The 14492-nt window shown below is 59.3% G+C and carries 18 protein-coding genes; 8 read left to right on the plus strand and 10 right to left on the minus strand.

What is annotated here, in order from left to right; translation table 11 throughout:
• Positions 1 to 313: 313 nt before the first annotated feature.
• Entirely contained in the window at positions 314 to 1171 is an 858-nt protein-coding gene (gene purU, locus GSF27_RS14160) for a formyltetrahydrofolate deformylase (RefSeq protein ID WP_160970253.1), read from the minus strand.
• Between the two features lie 177 nt (positions 1172 to 1348).
• Here purU and GSF27_RS14165 point away from each other — a divergent pair, with 177 nt between their 5' ends.
• The 3 genes from GSF27_RS14165 (at position 1349) to GSF27_RS14175 (ending at position 2900) form a co-directional block, all read left to right on the plus strand.
• A complete protein-coding gene (locus tag GSF27_RS14165; RefSeq protein ID WP_160970255.1) occupies positions 1349 to 2041 on the plus strand; it encodes an OmpA family protein in 693 nt (230 codons plus the stop codon).
• 149 nt (positions 2042 to 2190) lie between these two features.
• On the plus strand, positions 2191 to 2553 hold the full coding sequence (locus tag GSF27_RS14170) for a DUF2750 domain-containing protein (protein WP_160970257.1): 363 nt from the start codon (positions 2191 to 2193) through the stop codon (positions 2551 to 2553).
• 122 nt (positions 2554 to 2675) lie between these two features.
• A complete protein-coding gene (locus GSF27_RS14175; RefSeq protein ID WP_160970259.1) occupies positions 2676 to 2900 on the plus strand; it encodes a hypothetical protein in 225 nt (74 codons plus the stop codon).
• Between the two features lie 5 nt (positions 2901 to 2905).
• Here the strand turns inward: GSF27_RS14175 and GSF27_RS14180 are convergent, their stop codons facing one another.
• Complete coding sequence (locus GSF27_RS14180) at positions 2906 to 3754, minus strand: LysR family transcriptional regulator (protein WP_160970261.1); 849 nt, start codon at positions 3752 to 3754, stop codon at positions 2906 to 2908.
• 465 nt (positions 3755 to 4219) lie between these two features.
• Between GSF27_RS14180 and maoP the strand changes: the two genes are divergently transcribed.
• Positions 4220 to 4561, plus strand: a complete 342-nt coding sequence (gene maoP, locus GSF27_RS14185) for a DUF413 domain-containing protein (RefSeq protein ID WP_160970263.1) — start codon at positions 4220 to 4222, stop codon at positions 4559 to 4561.
• A gap of 13 nt (positions 4562 to 4574) precedes the next feature.
• Here the strand turns inward: maoP and GSF27_RS14190 are convergent, their stop codons facing one another.
• Positions 4575 to 5078 (minus strand): MgtC/SapB family protein, encoded by a 504-nt coding sequence (locus GSF27_RS14190; protein WP_160970265.1) that lies wholly within the window; start codon positions 5076 to 5078, stop codon positions 4575 to 4577.
• Between the two features lie 275 nt (positions 5079 to 5353).
• On the opposite strand from GSF27_RS14190, the gene rimK reads away from it, so the two are divergent.
• Positions 5354 to 6259, plus strand: coding sequence for a 30S ribosomal protein S6--L-glutamate ligase (gene rimK, locus GSF27_RS14195; protein WP_160970267.1), 906 nt, complete (start codon positions 5354 to 5356; stop codon positions 6257 to 6259).
• Positions 6260 to 6297: 38 nt separating this feature from the next.
• Positions 6298 to 6723 carry an ATP-dependent zinc protease gene (locus GSF27_RS14200; protein WP_160970269.1) on the plus strand — a complete coding sequence of 142 codons (426 nt, stop codon included), beginning with the start codon at positions 6298 to 6300 and terminating at the stop codon, positions 6721 to 6723.
• A gap of 48 nt (positions 6724 to 6771) precedes the next feature.
• On the opposite strand, the gene GSF27_RS14205 is transcribed toward GSF27_RS14200, so the two are convergent.
• Positions 6772 to 7212, minus strand: a complete 441-nt coding sequence (locus GSF27_RS14205) for a YqaA family protein (protein WP_160970271.1) — start codon at positions 7210 to 7212, stop codon at positions 6772 to 6774.
• A 132-nt stretch (positions 7213 to 7344) separates the two neighbouring features.
• Here GSF27_RS14205 and GSF27_RS14210 point away from each other — a divergent pair, with 132 nt between their 5' ends.
• Positions 7345 to 7887 (plus strand): DUF4136 domain-containing protein, encoded by a 543-nt coding sequence (locus GSF27_RS14210; RefSeq protein ID WP_160970273.1) that lies wholly within the window; start codon positions 7345 to 7347, stop codon positions 7885 to 7887.
• A gap of 20 nt (positions 7888 to 7907) precedes the next feature.
• On the opposite strand, the gene GSF27_RS14215 is transcribed toward GSF27_RS14210, so the two are convergent.
• Genes GSF27_RS14215 through GSF27_RS14230 form a run of 4 tightly spaced genes read right to left on the minus strand, consistent with a single transcriptional unit; the run spans position 7908 to position 11755 of the window.
• Positions 7908 to 8429: a cupin domain-containing protein gene (locus GSF27_RS14215; RefSeq protein WP_160970275.1), complete on the minus strand. Its 522-nt coding sequence runs from the start codon at positions 8427 to 8429 to the stop codon at positions 7908 to 7910.
• A 22-nt stretch (positions 8430 to 8451) separates the two neighbouring features.
• The gene (locus GSF27_RS14220; protein WP_160970277.1) at positions 8452 to 9348 is read right to left on the minus strand and encodes a mechanosensitive ion channel family protein; all 897 of its coding nucleotides are present in this window, start codon (positions 9346 to 9348) and stop codon (positions 8452 to 8454) included.
• Between the two features lie 15 nt (positions 9349 to 9363).
• A complete protein-coding gene (locus GSF27_RS14225; protein ID WP_160970279.1) occupies positions 9364 to 10338 on the minus strand; it encodes a magnesium transporter CorA family protein in 975 nt (324 codons plus the stop codon).
• A 52-nt stretch (positions 10339 to 10390) separates the two neighbouring features.
• Positions 10391 to 11755 carry a magnesium transporter gene (locus GSF27_RS14230; RefSeq protein WP_160970281.1) on the minus strand — a complete coding sequence of 455 codons (1365 nt, stop codon included), beginning with the start codon at positions 11753 to 11755 and terminating at the stop codon, positions 10391 to 10393.
• A gap of 156 nt (positions 11756 to 11911) precedes the next feature.
• Between GSF27_RS14230 and GSF27_RS14235 the strand changes: the two genes are divergently transcribed.
• Positions 11912 to 12754: a glucosaminidase domain-containing protein gene (locus GSF27_RS14235; RefSeq protein ID WP_160970283.1), complete on the plus strand. Its 843-nt coding sequence runs from the start codon at positions 11912 to 11914 to the stop codon at positions 12752 to 12754.
• A 6-nt stretch (positions 12755 to 12760) separates the two neighbouring features.
• Here GSF27_RS14235 and GSF27_RS14240 read toward each other — a convergent pair whose 3' ends face one another.
• Together GSF27_RS14240 and GSF27_RS14245 are read right to left on the minus strand one after the other, a co-directional pair.
• A complete protein-coding gene (locus GSF27_RS14240) occupies positions 12761 to 13636 on the minus strand; it encodes a mechanosensitive ion channel family protein (protein WP_160970285.1) in 876 nt (291 codons plus the stop codon).
• Positions 13637 to 13650: 14 nt separating this feature from the next.
• Positions 13651 to 14442 carry a hypothetical protein gene (locus GSF27_RS14245; RefSeq protein ID WP_160970287.1) on the minus strand — a complete coding sequence of 264 codons (792 nt, stop codon included), beginning with the start codon at positions 14440 to 14442 and terminating at the stop codon, positions 13651 to 13653.
• Positions 14443 to 14492 lie beyond the last annotated feature (50 nt).

The raw sequence follows: 14492 nt of genomic DNA on the forward strand, positions 1-14492 counted from the left end.
TGGACTTAGTCGCAGTCTCAAACGTGCTTTACAAACTTTGTTTTCAGTTCCTATGGCACGCGCCGCAGACAGGCCGGAGAGAGGGGAGTCAGCTGGTGTTTTTTACCAGCTGACCCGCGAACCAGGGGCACCCTTTGAAGGACATGGATGTCCAAATTCTGTGGGCGCATGGATGCGCAGGAGCGGCCATTGGTTACTTTTCTTTGGGCGACAAAGAAAAGTGACTCGCCCGTAGGGCGAAACCCAAAGCTCAAATTCACTCAGCTTGTGAGTCGTAAGCTCTCAGATCAGCTGCCTGACAAAGCAGACTAACTTAACGCCTGAACACCACCGTGCGACGCCCATTCAACAGCACCCGCTGCTCCGCATACCAGCGAACCGCTCGATAGAGCACCACACTCTCAATATCGTGACCGATCTCCACCAGCTCCGCCGGTGAGTTGCTGTGGGAGACCCGCTCCACTTCCTGCTCAATGATCGGACCCTCGTCCAGATCACTGGTGACGAAGTGGGCGGTGGCGCCAATCAACTTCACGCCGCGGTCGTAGGCCTGGTGGTAGGGGCGGGCGCCCTTGAAGCCTGGCAGGAAGGAGTGGTGGATATTGATGGCGCGGCCGGACAGCTGACGGCACATCTCGTCGGAGAGGATCTGCATGTAACGCGCCAGCACCAGCAGGTCGGCCTGGCAGTCGCTCATCACCTGCAGGATCTGAGCTTCCTGCTGCGGTTTGGTGTCCGCGGTAATGGGCAGGTAGTGGAAGGGCACGTTGTACCACTCCACCAGGCTGCGCATGTCCTCGTGGTTGGAGACCACCGCCACGATATCGATGGGCAGGGTGCCCTCTTTCCACTTGTGCAGCATGGCATTGAGGCAGTGTCCCCAGCGCGATACCGCCAGAACCACCTTGGGGCGCTGGGCCAGGTCCCGCAGTTGCCACTCCATATTGTCCTTTTCCGCCAGCTCACCAAACAGGCTGCGCAGTTCCGCCTGTGAGGTGGCGCCGCTCACGGGCACCAGCTCGGTACGCATGAAAAAGCGCTTTTCCTGGCGGTCCTCAAACTGGGCCGCCTCCTCGATGTTGTAGTGGTGGCGGGCCAGGAAGCCGGTGACTTCGGCAACGATGCCGGGGCGGTCGGGGCAGCTGAGGGTGAGTACCAGTCGTTTGCTCATGGTGTATCGCTTACTAAAGGGTAAAAAATTCAGGGCGCTATGGTAGCAGGCTGGGGGAGAACTGTCCCTGCTGCCACAATTGATCACTTTTGGTCGCTGCTTTGCCAGTGCTGCGCCCCGGGATAGCCAGCTTCTGCGTGTTGAATAGAACCATCAATAAACCGCAGGAGATAAGCAATGAAACAACTGATGATCATGACCGCCCTGGCCGCAGCCCTGACCACCGGAGCTGCCCAGGCGGCGGATAACAGCCGTCATACGGAATTGAAGCAGAGCGCGACCTTTACCACGGCCACGGTGGCCGGGGCGGTGCTGGGCGGGCCGCTGGGGATGTTTATTGGCGCCCTCGGTGGTGCCTGGATGAGCGAGCAGATTGAGCAGGCAGACAAGGTGGATACCATGAACGAAGCAGTGGTGGTGGCAGATGTGCGTATCGGGCAGCTGGAGCAGCAGCTGCAATCCAGCGATAGCCTGCAGGGCCAGTGGCAGCAGTTGGCGCTGCGCTCGCTGGATCAGCGGGTGCTGTTCGAAACCGGCTCGGACCAGCTGACGGAGAGTGGTCGCGAGCAGGTCACCAAATTGGCCCTTATGCTCAAGGATTTCCCCCGGTTGCAGGTGCGGCTGGATGGCTATGCCGACCCACGCGGCACCGATGAGTACAATAATGTGTTGTCGGAGCACCGGGCGCTGGCGGTACGCGATGCACTGCTGGCGGCGGGGATTCCCGAACAGCGACTGCAGGTGTTCAGTCACGGTGCCGACCGTTCCACCGCTGCCAGGGGGGATCTCGAGGCCTACAGCAGCGAGCGCCGGGTGGATGTGGAAGTCAGGTCATCATCCGCAGACGACGGTGTGGTGGTGATGAACTGAGCGGGATTGGAGAATCACGGATCCGAGGCTCGGTTGCGTAAACGGATTACCGTATACTAGGCTGCTTTAACGCTGGCTACGTGTGTAGCCAGCAGCGTGGCGCCGGATCTTCGGCGTCCTACCACTGTCAGCCTCAGCGAGCCGCCGCCATGGAACCACTCTCCAACAATCCGGAAGAAAATCTGGATCGCTTTATTGTCGAAGCCATAGCCACCGGGTGTGTGTGGGCACTGGAAGGGCCGGATGGTTTTGCCCTCTGCCCGTCGGAGGGTAGTGATGATATCGATGTAATGCCTTTCTGGTCACAGCCGGAGTTTGCGCAGGCGGTCTGTATCGACGAGTGGTCGGTCTACAAGCCGGTACCGGTAGCACTGGAGGAGTTCCTCGACGAGTGGATCGATGGCATGCACGCCGACGTACTACTGGTGGGTATCAACTGGAGCGAGGAGCTGGACGGACTGGAGATCGAGCCCCTGGACCTGGCCGAAGAGTTTGATATGGAGCTGCGTTAAGGGGCAGGCGGCCTACCGCTTTCCATAAACACTCTTAAGCAAAATCATAAGATTCTTTTGCTGTACAGCAATTTTGGTCAGCCTCATATTGCGCGTGAAATCGCAGTAAACGGGGGTGAACCATGTCTCTTATTGAACAGGACACAGACGACGAACTCTTTCTCGAAAACGACAGCGAGGAGTTCGACTATGAATTTCCGGGCCAGCCGAAAGACCGTCGGGACAAGGCGCGCCGCAAGACCGAGCAGCGCCGCATGATGGAGGATCGCCGTGAGCGCCGTCGTCTGGCGGAAGAGTTGGGGATGAATATTCCCGACGAGTGGGCGCGGGAATCCGGCCACTACTGAGAGCGCTAGCGCCAGGGCTGGCGCTTCAGCAGCTCGATAATTTCCGGCAACAGATCCGGGCGGCTGAAATTGCTGCGATAGACGGCAAAGATATCCCGCGAGAAACCGGGGGCGTCGGCTACCCGGTAAATGTCCCCGGCTTGCCACTGTTCGATAACCGTCTCGGGCAGGTAGGCGCTGCCGCCGTGCTCTGCCAGGTAGGCCTCGGCGATGCTGGCCATATTGGTGTGCAGCACCGGTGGTTGGGTATCCGGAAAGCGCTTGCCGTGAAAGATCCCGAAGGCGGTACCCCAGTCCACGTAGACGTAGCCGTTTTTCACCGCTTCCTTCGCCTTGAGCCCCTCCCGGGTACTGGCCATAACCAGCTTCAGCTTGCCAATGGGCGTCGCGACGATATTGGGCAGGCTGGCGGGCTCGTAAAGAAAGGCCAGGTCAATCAACCCCTCCTGTAACAAACGTACCAGTTCTTCTGCCGAGTGGGCGTCAGCCCGCAGGGCCAGCTCGGGAAAGCTGTCGTGCAGCCGTGGCAGTTTGTCCTGCAGGGTAAAGCGCCAGAGGCCGGCGGTGGTGCCCAGGCTCAGTTGCAGCTGCTGCTCCTGCTTCAGGGCTACTTCCTGCCGGGCGCGTGACCAGGCCAGCAGCATGGTCTCGGCGTGAGGTACCAGCCGCTCCCCCTCGGGGGTGAGCTGGATATTGTTGCGCGCACGCAGAAACAGGGTTACTCCCAGGCTCTCTTCCAGCAGCTTGACCCGGGCGCTGACCGCCGCCTGGGTCAGGTAGAGGTTCTCCGAAGCCTTGCCGAAATGGCGGGTCTTGTTCACTTCGAGAAAGGTTCTGAACAGTTCGATATCCATAATGCCGTAACGCCCGTGCTTCTGCCGGGGCACCCTGGTCTCGGTTGTGGGAAGAGCGTAGCCGTCACGCTGCCGGGCTGTCGCAGTGGCTCTGCAGCGTGGCAGTGGCGCGCAATGTTGGGTATAGCAAGTTGTGGCGACCTTACCACCGGCTGTCGAAGCTGCCAAGGGGCGAGGGGGTGGCCCCTGTGGCGCCGGGGTTGCCGGCGGGGTTCACACAGCTGTCACAGCAATAGGGTATTCCGCATAACAGGTTTTTGATGTGTGGCACCTTCAATAAATATTTTTTGATTTCGTATCAATAATAATTTGATGTTCAACCACCCGGATAAAACCATAATGACGCGGAAATGAGCCTGTGGCCCATTTCACTCTGCTCTCGGTTGAGAGCGTCATCTGGGGCTTAGCCATCTGGGACCTTAATTCATCGTCAGGTGAATGCTGGATAGGGAGTGAAGCAAGACTATGAACACTAGAGAATATTTTCTGGGGCGCAAATTTGCCGACCCTGTTCATTACCCCTACGGCATCGAGAAATCCGGGGATTTTTCGGTGAAAGAAGTGCGCCTGCTGCAGTCTGCAGGCGGGTTGTTCAAAGCACTGGTGGATGCCAGGGTCAGTAATCCCACCGCAGATGACCAGCAACTGCTGGAAGCCGCTGCGGGAACCCGGGAAGTGACCACCGAGCTGGAGCGGGTTTACCGCAAATACTGGCTCAAGACCCATCCCACCGGTTATGTTCCGTCCATGATCCTGACCGGTGGTGCGACGGACTTCAGCAGCGACTCCTACTCTTACAGCGACTGATCGCGGGGCCCCGTCAAGGGGCCTGCCTGGAGGATTTTCTGTCGCGTTTGGAGTAGCGGCGTATACTGGCGTGTACGCCGCGGCTCAGCACCTTGGTATTTTCTTCAAGAACATCGATTCCCCACAAAATTGCCACTACAATCAGGCTCAGTTTGATGGCTTGCAGGCGGTAGTCGCAGGCGATCATTACACCTATGGCGGCCAGTACCCAGATGGCTGCAGCGGAAGTGACCCCCACCACGGCGCCATCCTTGGCCAGCATGACACCAGCACCGAGAAAACCAATCCCGGTAATTACCTGTCCTACCACCCGTGAGGGGTCAACAACGTCACCTTTCAGCTCAAAGGCGGTGGCGAGAAACAGATAGGTGCCTAACACTATAAGTGAGGCGGTACGGATACCCACCGGCTTGCCCCGCAGCTGCCGTTCGAGACCAATGATACCGCCGCTGAAGAGCGCGGTGGCGATGCTGGACCACTCCAGCGGGGCGATGTCGGTAATCAGCTCGACGAGCACGGGGTAACCTCAGCAGTACGAAAAGGGATGGAACACAGGTTCGGAAAGTCATTGCCCGGGCGCGGGTGGCCAGCTGCCGGATTGGCAGTGATGACACAGAGCTGCAGACAGGGGCAGGCATAACGGCAGGGGAGGTAGCATGGCTGCTACTTCCCGCAGGAAGTTTACAACGAAGTTCAGTGGCCGCGAAGCAGGGCTGAACAACAGAATGACAGAACCCGCTGCGAGCCCATTGGCCCGGCGGTGACAACGGATACCAGCAAGGATTTCAGATCATGCGAATTGCAGTACTCTCCCGCAACGAGAGCCTCTACTCTACCCGCCGCCTGCAGGAGGCCGGTGAGGCACGGGGCCACGAAGTGGATATTATCGATACCCTGCACTGTTACATGGATATCACCAAGAGCCGGCCGGCGGTGCGTTACCACGGTGAAGAGTTGCCGTTTTACGATGCGGTTATTCCGCGTATCGGGGCTTCCATTACTTTCTACGGCACGGCGGTGGTGCGCCAGTTCGAGATGATGGGGACCTTCTGCGTCAACGAATCGGTAGCCATCAGCCGCTCACGGGACAAGTTGCGCTCACTGCAGTTGCTGTCCCGCCGTGGTGTCGGCCTGCCGCGTACCGGTTTCGCCAACAAACCCGATAACATCAAGGACCTTATTCGCAATGTGGGTGGTGCGCCGCTGGTGATCAAGTTGCTGGAAGGCACCCAGGGTATCGGCGTGGTACTGGCGGACACCAATAAAAATGCCGAAAGCATTATCGAGGCGTTTATGGGACTGAAGGCCAACATCCTGGTGCAGGAGTTCATTAAAGAGGCCGGCGGCGCCGATATCCGCTGTTTCGTGGTGGGCGGCAAGGTAGTGGCGGCCATGAAGCGCCAGGGCGCTGAAGGCGAGTTTCGCTCCAACCTGCACCGTGGCGGCAGTGCTACCCTGGTGCGGCTGAGCAAGGAAGAGCGGGCCACCGCGGCCAATGCTGCCAAGATTATGGGGCTGAACGTCTGCGGTGTGGATATCCTGCAGTCTCACAATGGTCCGGTGGTGATGGAGGTAAACTCTTCCCCGGGTCTGGAAGGTATTGAGCGAGCCACCGGTAAGGATGTGGCTGGACTGATCTTCGAGTTTATCGAGCGCGAAGCCAAACCCCACAAGACCAAAACCCGCGGCCGGGGCTGATACCCCGTGCCGGCAGCATGGCATTACGGAGCGACGTCATGACGGACAAACTGATAATTGGCAATCTGGAGTTGTGTGACCTGCCAGAGCTGGGGATCAGTGATCTCAAGGTGCGTGTGGATACGGGAGCCAAAACCTCCTCACTGCACGTGGACAATATCCGCACTTTCAAAATTGGCCGCAAGCCGGCGGTACGTTTTGACCTGCATCCCCATATTCACAATGTGGATACCGTGGTGGAGTGCGAAGCCCTGTTGATGGATATTCGCCGGATCAAATCCTCCAACGGCGCTGCGGAACAGCGCTACGTCATTCGCACGCCTATTGTGATGGGCGGCCGCTCCTGGCCCATTGAAATTACCCTCACGGATCGCTCCGATATGAGCTACCTGATGTTGCTGGGGCGCGAAGGCATGAGCGATCTGCTGGTAGACCCTTCGCGGGCATTTCTGCTCAGCGAGTGATTGGGCCTTATCGGGATTGGGCCTGGGATTGACGCCTGAACGGGCGGCTTACAGCGCCTGCAGGGTCAGGTGGGCGATGACGGCATAGCGCAGCAACTTGCCGGCGGTGACCAGCAGCAGGAACCAGAGCAGCCGTATGCGCAGTACGCCGGCGACCACGGTCAGTGGATCGCCGATCACCGGTACCCAGGCAAACAGCAGCGAGGCTGTACCGAAACGGCGAAAGCGCTGCTCAGCCTGCTCAAACTCACGGTCTGACATGCGCAGCCACTTTTGCAGCAGTGCCTTACTGGCCCAGTAACCAAGAATGTAATTGGTGAGTGAGCCCAGTACGTTGCCACAGGTGGCAACAGCTACCACCGTGGAGGCAGGGGCGCCGCCGACCAGCAGGCTGGCCAGCACAATCTCCGAACTGAGAGGCAGGATGGTGGCGGCCAGGAAGGCGGCCAGGAACAGGCCGCTGTAGCCGAGTTCGGTCAGGTACTCCATGGGGGTGTGCTGTCGCTCGCAGATTGGGTAAATGGCGGCAGAAATACCGCGCCTGTAATGGCAACCGGTTTGTTACACCGGGTGCCATCTTTTATAGTGGAATGAACACAAGGAATCGCTGGAAACAACACTATGCGCCTGATTGCACTACTGTCCGTACTGATATTGGTGACCGCTTGCCAAAGCAGCAAAGTGGTTGTGGATTATGACACCGACACGGATTTCGGGGAATTCCGCAGCTACAGCTGGCAGGAAGACGGGGAGGCCGGTGATGAAGTGGATCCCCTGCTGGTGGAGCGGGTCAAGAGTGCCATTGCCAACCGCCTTGCCACCTACCTGATCGCACCGGTTGCCGACTCTCAGCAGGCGGATATGCTGGTGCGATATACCGTCAAAAACTCGGTGCAGACCCAGGAGCCCAAAAGCCGGGGTGGCATTGGTGTGGGCAGCGGCGGCGGTGGAACCGCCTTCGGTGTTTCACTCAGTATTCCGCTGGGAGGCGAGCGCACGGTACAGGAGGTTGAAGTAGTGATCGACTTTATCAACCCGCAGGACCGGAAGGTGAAGTGGCGTGGTACCAACCGCTTCAAACTGCAGGGAGAAGCACCGGAAAAAATCACCGAGATAGTCAATAAGGCGGTGGCCGAGATCCTCGACCGCTATCCGCCACAATAAGCCGCTAACAACGCCGGGAGCTACTCCTGGTTGTTGGCGCCGGGGCGGGGTTCGTCCGCCCAGGTAGTCTGTTTGTCCGCCACTGTCTGCAGCGCCCGTGCCCAGAATTGCGGGTTGTCTGCCAGCACCTTGATATCAAAGCGCTCACTGGCGCGGAACTCCAGAATCTCCACCCCTCTGGCACCGGCAACGTAGGTGTAGGGGACATCCTCGCCGACAAAAAAACCATCGCCGGCGTGCAGCTCGTCGTTACCCATAAGTACCGACCCCCCGGTGATGTAGTAGAGACAGTCGCAGTTGTGGGTGTGGCGCGGCAGCGGGTAGCCGCTCTTGAACCAGGCATATAACAGGCTGAAACCGCCACCGCTGAACAACAGGCGGTTCTCATGGCCGCTTTCGACACCGGCAGCGGTCAGTTGCATCGCACCTTCCATGGCCACATCGCTCAGTGGCGTCATCTCCATAATGGGTATACCGGCAGCGGGATCGGCGTCGGCGTGGCGGAAGGTGGCAAAGCGCAGGGGTTTATTATTATCGGTCATGGCGGTTCCTGGTGAAGGTTTGTCAGTCGGTGTGGCTGTCCTGTCCGCTGTGGTGAATATCGAATGTAGCTTTGTTGCTGCGGATATGGAGGTCCCGCTGCGGGAAGGGGATCTCGATGTTGTAGCGCCGCAGGGCATCGTCGATGGCCCACAGGTAGTCGGACATCAGGGCGGTGGGCCGCTTCACCTGATCCGCTTCCACCCACACACCCAGCACAAAGTTAAGGCTGCTGTCGCCGAAGCTGTTCATCCACACGATGGGCGCCCTGCCGGGCAGGTCCAGGGTGTAGGGTACGGCGGCGGCTGCTTCCAGTACGGCCTTGCGTACCAGCTCCTTGTCGCTGCCATAGGCGACGCCAAACGGAACGCGGAAACGCCGTACGCTCTCTTCCAGCGTCCAGTTGATCAGCTTCTGGTTGGTGAGCTCGGAGTTGGGGATCAGAATATCGACATTGTCATTGGTTCGAATCAGGGTGGCGCGCATGTGAATCGCCATCACCTCGCCGGTGACGCCGGAATCCAGCTCCACAAAATCTCCCACCTTGAGACTGTGCTCCAGCAGGATGGCCAGGCCCGAGACAAAGTTATTGACGATGCTCTGCAGCCCCAGGCCAATGCCGATACCCAGGGCACTGGCCACCAGCGCCAGTTTGGAAACATCGATGCCCAGCATGGAGATGGCAATCAGGAAGCCGACCAGCAGGATGGCGTAGTTGGAAATCCTCGCCATCACATAGGCTTGCGGCGCATTGAGCATGGTGGTGCTGCGCTGGCCGATGCGCACAAACGCCCGCCGCGCCATCTTGGCCACCAGCAGGGTGAGAGCCATCGCCACCAGCGCGGTGACCAGCTGGCTCAGGCGCAGGTGATAATCACCGACGGTAAACAGGATCGAGTTCCAGATTTCCGCTTGTTCCATGAGTCTGGCCCCTTCCTAAAACCACTGTTTGTGTTTGAACCACAGCGCCAGGCTGGTGGCAATCAGGGCCATGGTGCCGAGCAGCATAAAGTAGCCATTATGAAAGCGCAGCTCGGGGATGTACTCGAAGTTCATGCCGTAGACCCCGGCGAGAAAGCTGAGTGGCACAAAGATGGCGGTGATCACCGTCAACACCCGCATGGTGATGTTGAGCTGGTGGGAGGTAATGGAGATGTAGCTGTCGATCATGTCGCCGCACATGTCGTAATGCATCTGCGTGAGGCTCAGCAGTCGTTCAAAGCGATCGTCCAGGTCAATGATCTGGTGGTGATGGACGCTGTCGCTGGTGGGCAGAAAGCTGCACTGCTCCATGCGTAACTGATGAGAGACGCTACGGTGGTAGCCAAAGGTGCGTTTCAGCTTGATCAGTTGCGCTTTGCAGGCGGCCAGTTTGCCGAGTGCGACCTCACCCTTGCCGCTGTAGAGCTGGTCTTCCAGTATGCTCAGCTCATCCTCGAACAGCAGTACCTGGTCGAGGTAGATGCCGGCGGAGGTGTGCATGATCTTCAGTGCCAGTTGTAAAGGAGAGGCGAGCAGCTCCTTGGTCAGGCCCGCCTCTGCAACGGTGTTAATGCCCAGCGATACTTGCGGGTGAATGGTTATCAGCAGGCGCGCGCCGATAAAAAAGCCGATTTGCTGGTGATCGAAATCGAGGGTGTCGTTGATCTGGTGAATGCCGCGATACAGCACGAACATCTGGTCATCAAACACCTCCAGTTTGGGGGGGTGGCGTTTGCGGGTGACATCCTTGATCGCCAGCAGGTGACAGCCGAGCGACTCCAGCAGCTGGCGAATATCTTCGCTGATGGGGTGCTGGAACTGGATGTCGAGCCACAGTATAGAGTCTGTCGCTTCACGCCAGCGCTGCAGCAAATCCTGCTTACGGCTGGTGCTGATCTCTCCATCGAGTAACAAATAGGATTTGATCACGCTTTTCTCCCTTTCCGCGTTTGTATTTTTATGGCGGCGTTGCGCTTGTAGGCTACAGGAACACCAGTGAGCCGAGGCCGAGAAAAATACTGAAGCCAACCACATCGGTAACGGTGGTCAATATTACGGCCGATGCTACGGCCGGGTCTATGTGGAGCTTTTCGAGGATAAACGGAATGTAGGTGCCGGAGACTGCAGCCGCCAGATTGTTGATGACCACCGCCAGCCAGATAATGATGCCGAGCGCGGGAGAGTCGAACCACCAGCCCACCACCAGCGCAATCAGCATGCCGATCAATACACCGTTAATGGCCGCCACCAGGCTCTCCTTGTTGAGCAGCAGGCGGATGTTGGCGCTGTGAATGTGTTTCAGGGCCAGGCCGCGCAGGGTTACTGCCAGCGTCTGGCTGCCGGCGATGCCGCCCATGCTGGCGACCACCGGCATGAGAATGGCCAGCGCCACCACCTGTTGCAGGGCGGCTTCAAACAGGCCGATGACCCAGGAGGCGAGAAAGGCGGTGACGAGATTGATGGAGAGCCACAGGGCCCGCAGTTTGGCGGCGGATTTGACCGGGCTGAAGAGGTCCTCCTCGTGACTGGGGGATTCGCTGAGGGTGGCGATGGCGAGATCGTCCCGCACTTCGTTAAACAGGGTGGCCACCGACAGGGCCCCGATCACCTTCTGCTGGCGGGTGACCGGCAGGTAAGCGATTTCACCTTCCAGCGAGATGTGGTTGGTGGCTTCAAACAGATCCTCTTCGTGGTCGAGTTCGCTGATGCTTTCCGCCAGCTCATCCACCTGTGCCTCCGGCGAATTGCAGAACAGGGAGGCTACCGGGATATGGCCCAGTAGCTGGCGCTCGTCGTCCACCAGAAACACGGCGGTGACAAACTCGCGCTTCTGCAGCCGCTTGAGTACGGCGTCCACGGAGATACCGGAGCGCACCCGCAGGATATTGCGCTGCATGTAGCGTCCCACCTGCTCATCGCTGTAGCTCAGTGCCTGCTGCAGCTCTTCCGAGGTATCCTCGTCCAGATCCAGCAGGATGGCATCCACCATGTCCCGTGGCAGCAGGTCGGCAAAGGCGATCAAGTCCTGCGGGTCGGCATTGGCCTGGATGGTGCGGCGATCGTCATCGTTGAGGGTGTGGATCAGGTTGCGGGCGGTTTCCCACTGCAGCTCGGCGATCACCCGCCACTGGTCCTGCGGCGCAATCAGTGACCACAGCCGCAGGCGCAAATTGTTGGGAACACACTCCAGCAGGTGTGACCATTGCTGATGGCTGAACTCCTGCAGTTGCTCCTGCAGTGACTCCAGCCCCTCCTCTGCGTCCAGTTGCAGCAGCGGCTGCAGGAGCTCGTCAACCAGCTCCAGGGGATCGGTGGTGGCAGTGGCGGTGGCGATCAAGGGCGGCATTTCCTCTGTTTGCTGTTAGAATCCGGGGCCTTTGGCTGGCGGGCGGGACAGTATATGAACCGCGCGGTGATTGCCAGCGTACCCTAACGCATCGGTCTGTGTACTAGTATATGCAGTGGTTAACCATAACACTAAGAGAGAACTTCCGAGTCTGTAATGCTGCCTGTATCCCCCGTTTTGTCCCTCAAAAAGCTGTGGTTTCTGTTGCTCACCGTACTACTGGCGGGCTGCTTTTGTGAGGAGATCTGTCTCAATTGTGAAGTGGAGTTGCCGCGGCAGTCGTCATTGTCGTCAGCGCAGTTGCGGGTGCCGGATTTTACAGCCTTTGAGGTTGTCGCGGATAAGAAGAGCGCGTTCTTCGGATTTCTGATGCCGCTGGTGGACAAGGTAAACCGCGAGGTGTTACTGGAGCGCAACCGCCTGCGGGCGCTGGCCTTCAGTACCCTGACACCGGGTAAGCGGGATCGGGAGTTTGTGGCGCAGATGTGCGAGAAGTATCGCTACGACTGCAGCGAGGAGAGCTTGAAAGAACGGGCGCTGGCGCTGAGTGAGCGTATCGGTATGGTGCCGCCGTCTCTGGCCCTGGGACAGGCGGCCAACGAATCCGCCTGGGGTACGTCGCGCTTTGCCCGCAATGGCAATAACTACTTTGGTCAGTGGTGCTTTGTGAAGGGCTGTGGCCTGGTGCCCACCAACCGCCACTCCCGTGCCCGCCACGAAGTGCGCCGTTTCGCCTCGCCGCTGGCGTCAGTGCGGTCCTATATACACAACCTCAACTCGTCGCCGGCCTACGAGGAGTTTCGTCGCCTGCGTGCCGCCGCCCGTGCTGCCGGTGACGTGCCCAGCGGCCTGCAGCTGGCCCAGGGGCTGCAATCCTACTCCGAACGTGGTCGCGCCTACATTCAGGAGATCCGCGCCATGATCAGTGTGAACGAATTGGGCCACTATGATCTGGAAGCCTGGCAGGAGCTGGGTGCGCAGGTGGTGCCGCGAGCCTGAGCCCTGTCAGCTCCGGGGCGCTTCCCCATCCCCATTGCTTGACGGTGAGTGGCTGCCGGCCATTGCCAGCGGAAAGGGCGCCGTCTGTGAGCCGCTATAGAGCGTGAGATGGGGGAAGGGAATTTCCACACCGTGGCTGTCGAACAGCGACTTCACCTGCATCATCAGATCGCTTTTTACATCGCGGTAGAGTTCACGGCGGGTCCAGACCGACAGCTGCAGGTCCACCGACGAGGGACCGAAGTTGGTAACAATGCAATAGGGCTGGGGCTCCTCCAATACCCGCAGTTCGTCACTGGCCATATCCAGCAACAGTTGCCGAACCCGCTTCAGGTCCTCCTTGTAGGCAACACCAATGGCCAGGTCGATACGGCGGATGGGGAAACGGGTGAGGTTGACCACCGTGGTTTTGATCAGGGCCTCGTTGGGGATACGCACAAACAGGTTGTCGAAGGTGCGCAGCTTCACCGACAGCAGATCGATACTGATCACCTCGCCGGTGTCACTGCCCACCCGCAGGATATCGCCAATCTGAAAGGGTTTTTCCCCCAGCAAAAACAGGCCGCTGATCAGGTTGGAGGCCGAGGTCTGGGAGGCGAAGCCGATGGCGACGGTGAGGATGCCGGCGGCACCCAGCAGTACGCTGACGTCAAAGCCCAGCTGGTCGATGGTGGTGATGGCGAACAGAATCAGCAGGGCGTAATAGATCACCCGGCTGTACATGGCCTGGGTGTGGGCGCTGAAGCGGTTACTGCTGGCACGGAGAAACAGCCTGCGCGCCAGGTTGGCCAGCAGCAGACCTGCCAGCATCAGCAGTGCGGCCTTGATCCCGGTGGCCAGGGAGAAGGTGTGCAGGGTGGATTCGGCAACGGTCTCGTTCATGTTAGCTCCGGACATCAGGCAAAGAGGTTGGACCAGGCGCTCACCAGAATACCTTTGTCGGCACTCAGGCGTGGCGCGGACAGCAGCCGGGCGTTATCCGGTGGCCTGCCGATTTTCACCACCCCCTGTCCCTTCTCGGCATCCATGGTGATTTTCAGCGCTTCGGTGGTCAGGCTCTGGCTGCTGGCAAACACCGACAGATAAGGTGTGGGCAGGCTCAGGCGCTCCAGCTTGCGTTCCTGATGGCTCTTGTTGTGGATACGCACCGGCGTCAGTACCCGGTAGGGGAGGCTGAGCAGCTGGCTGCGGTCGAGCCGGGCATGGGTATGGGAGCCGTAACAGAGCTGGCCTTCACCGGTGAGGTTGCCCATCCAGGTGTCCGATAATTGTTGCACCGGCAGCTCCCGCAGTACCCGCCCGGAGAGTTCCAGCTGCAGCCACACCGGTGTGCTGACGTAGAGGGTGAGGTGGCAGTTGGCGGCCAGTGTCAGTGGTGCGTAAGGGCGTACCACCACCGGCCGGTCTGCCAGGCGCGGCAGCAGGCGCAGCTGCGGCGTGATGTGGTCCATGGCGATACGGTCATTGGGTAGCTCGTTACTGCCGGGCAGCGGCTGTGGGCGGCAGAGAAAATTCCCCTGGATGCCGCGTTTTTCCCAGTGGTAGAAAAGCTGCCACTCCATGGGCTGGGACCGGGCGCAGAGACTGAGATCGCCGATCTCGATGGCCAGGCTGTTGTCATTGTCGACGGTAAACTGCTGGTCCCAGAGGGCGGTGAGCTCCGCGGATTCGGGCGCGGCGGTGGTCATGTATGGGATTCCTTGTGCTGGCGGCTGGGACAGGGCGCAGGAGCGGCCGC

Source organism: Pseudomaricurvus sp. HS19, assembly GCF_009857815.1.
Lineage (GTDB): Bacteria > Pseudomonadota > Gammaproteobacteria > Pseudomonadales > Cellvibrionaceae > Pseudomaricurvus.

Bases quoted from the DNA above. Each gene is read 5' to 3' on its own strand.
- purU (WP_160970253.1), bottom strand. From the start codon at position 1,171: ATGAGCAAACGACTGGTACTCACCCTCAGCTGCCCCGACCGCCCCGGC.
- GSF27_RS14165 (WP_160970255.1), top strand. From the start codon at position 1,349: ATGAAACAACTGATGATCATGACCGCCCTGGCCGCAGCCCTGACCACC.
- GSF27_RS14170 (WP_160970257.1), top strand. From the start codon at position 2,191: ATGGAACCACTCTCCAACAATCCGGAAGAAAATCTGGATCGCTTTATT.
- GSF27_RS14175 (WP_160970259.1), top strand. From the start codon at position 2,676: ATGTCTCTTATTGAACAGGACACAGACGACGAACTCTTTCTCGAAAAC.
- GSF27_RS14180 (WP_160970261.1), bottom strand. From the start codon at position 3,754: ATGGATATCGAACTGTTCAGAACCTTTCTCGAAGTGAACAAGACCCGC.
- maoP (WP_160970263.1), top strand. From the start codon at position 4,220: ATGAACACTAGAGAATATTTTCTGGGGCGCAAATTTGCCGACCCTGTT.
- rimK (WP_160970267.1), top strand. From the start codon at position 5,354: ATGCGAATTGCAGTACTCTCCCGCAACGAGAGCCTCTACTCTACCCGC.
- GSF27_RS14200 (WP_160970269.1), top strand. From the start codon at position 6,298: ATGACGGACAAACTGATAATTGGCAATCTGGAGTTGTGTGACCTGCCA.
- GSF27_RS14205 (WP_160970271.1), bottom strand. From the start codon at position 7,212: ATGGAGTACCTGACCGAACTCGGCTACAGCGGCCTGTTCCTGGCCGCC.
- GSF27_RS14210 (WP_160970273.1), top strand. From the start codon at position 7,345: ATGCGCCTGATTGCACTACTGTCCGTACTGATATTGGTGACCGCTTGC.
- GSF27_RS14215 (WP_160970275.1), bottom strand. From the start codon at position 8,429: ATGACCGATAATAATAAACCCCTGCGCTTTGCCACCTTCCGCCACGCC.
- GSF27_RS14220 (WP_160970277.1), bottom strand. From the start codon at position 9,348: ATGGAACAAGCGGAAATCTGGAACTCGATCCTGTTTACCGTCGGTGAT.
- GSF27_RS14230 (WP_160970281.1), bottom strand. From the start codon at position 11,755: ATGCCGCCCTTGATCGCCACCGCCACTGCCACCACCGATCCCCTGGAG.
- GSF27_RS14235 (WP_160970283.1), top strand. From the start codon at position 11,912: ATGCTGCCTGTATCCCCCGTTTTGTCCCTCAAAAAGCTGTGGTTTCTG.
- GSF27_RS14240 (WP_160970285.1), bottom strand. From the start codon at position 13,636: ATGAACGAGACCGTTGCCGAATCCACCCTGCACACCTTCTCCCTGGCC.
- GSF27_RS14245 (WP_160970287.1), bottom strand. From the start codon at position 14,442: ATGACCACCGCCGCGCCCGAATCCGCGGAGCTCACCGCCCTCTGGGAC.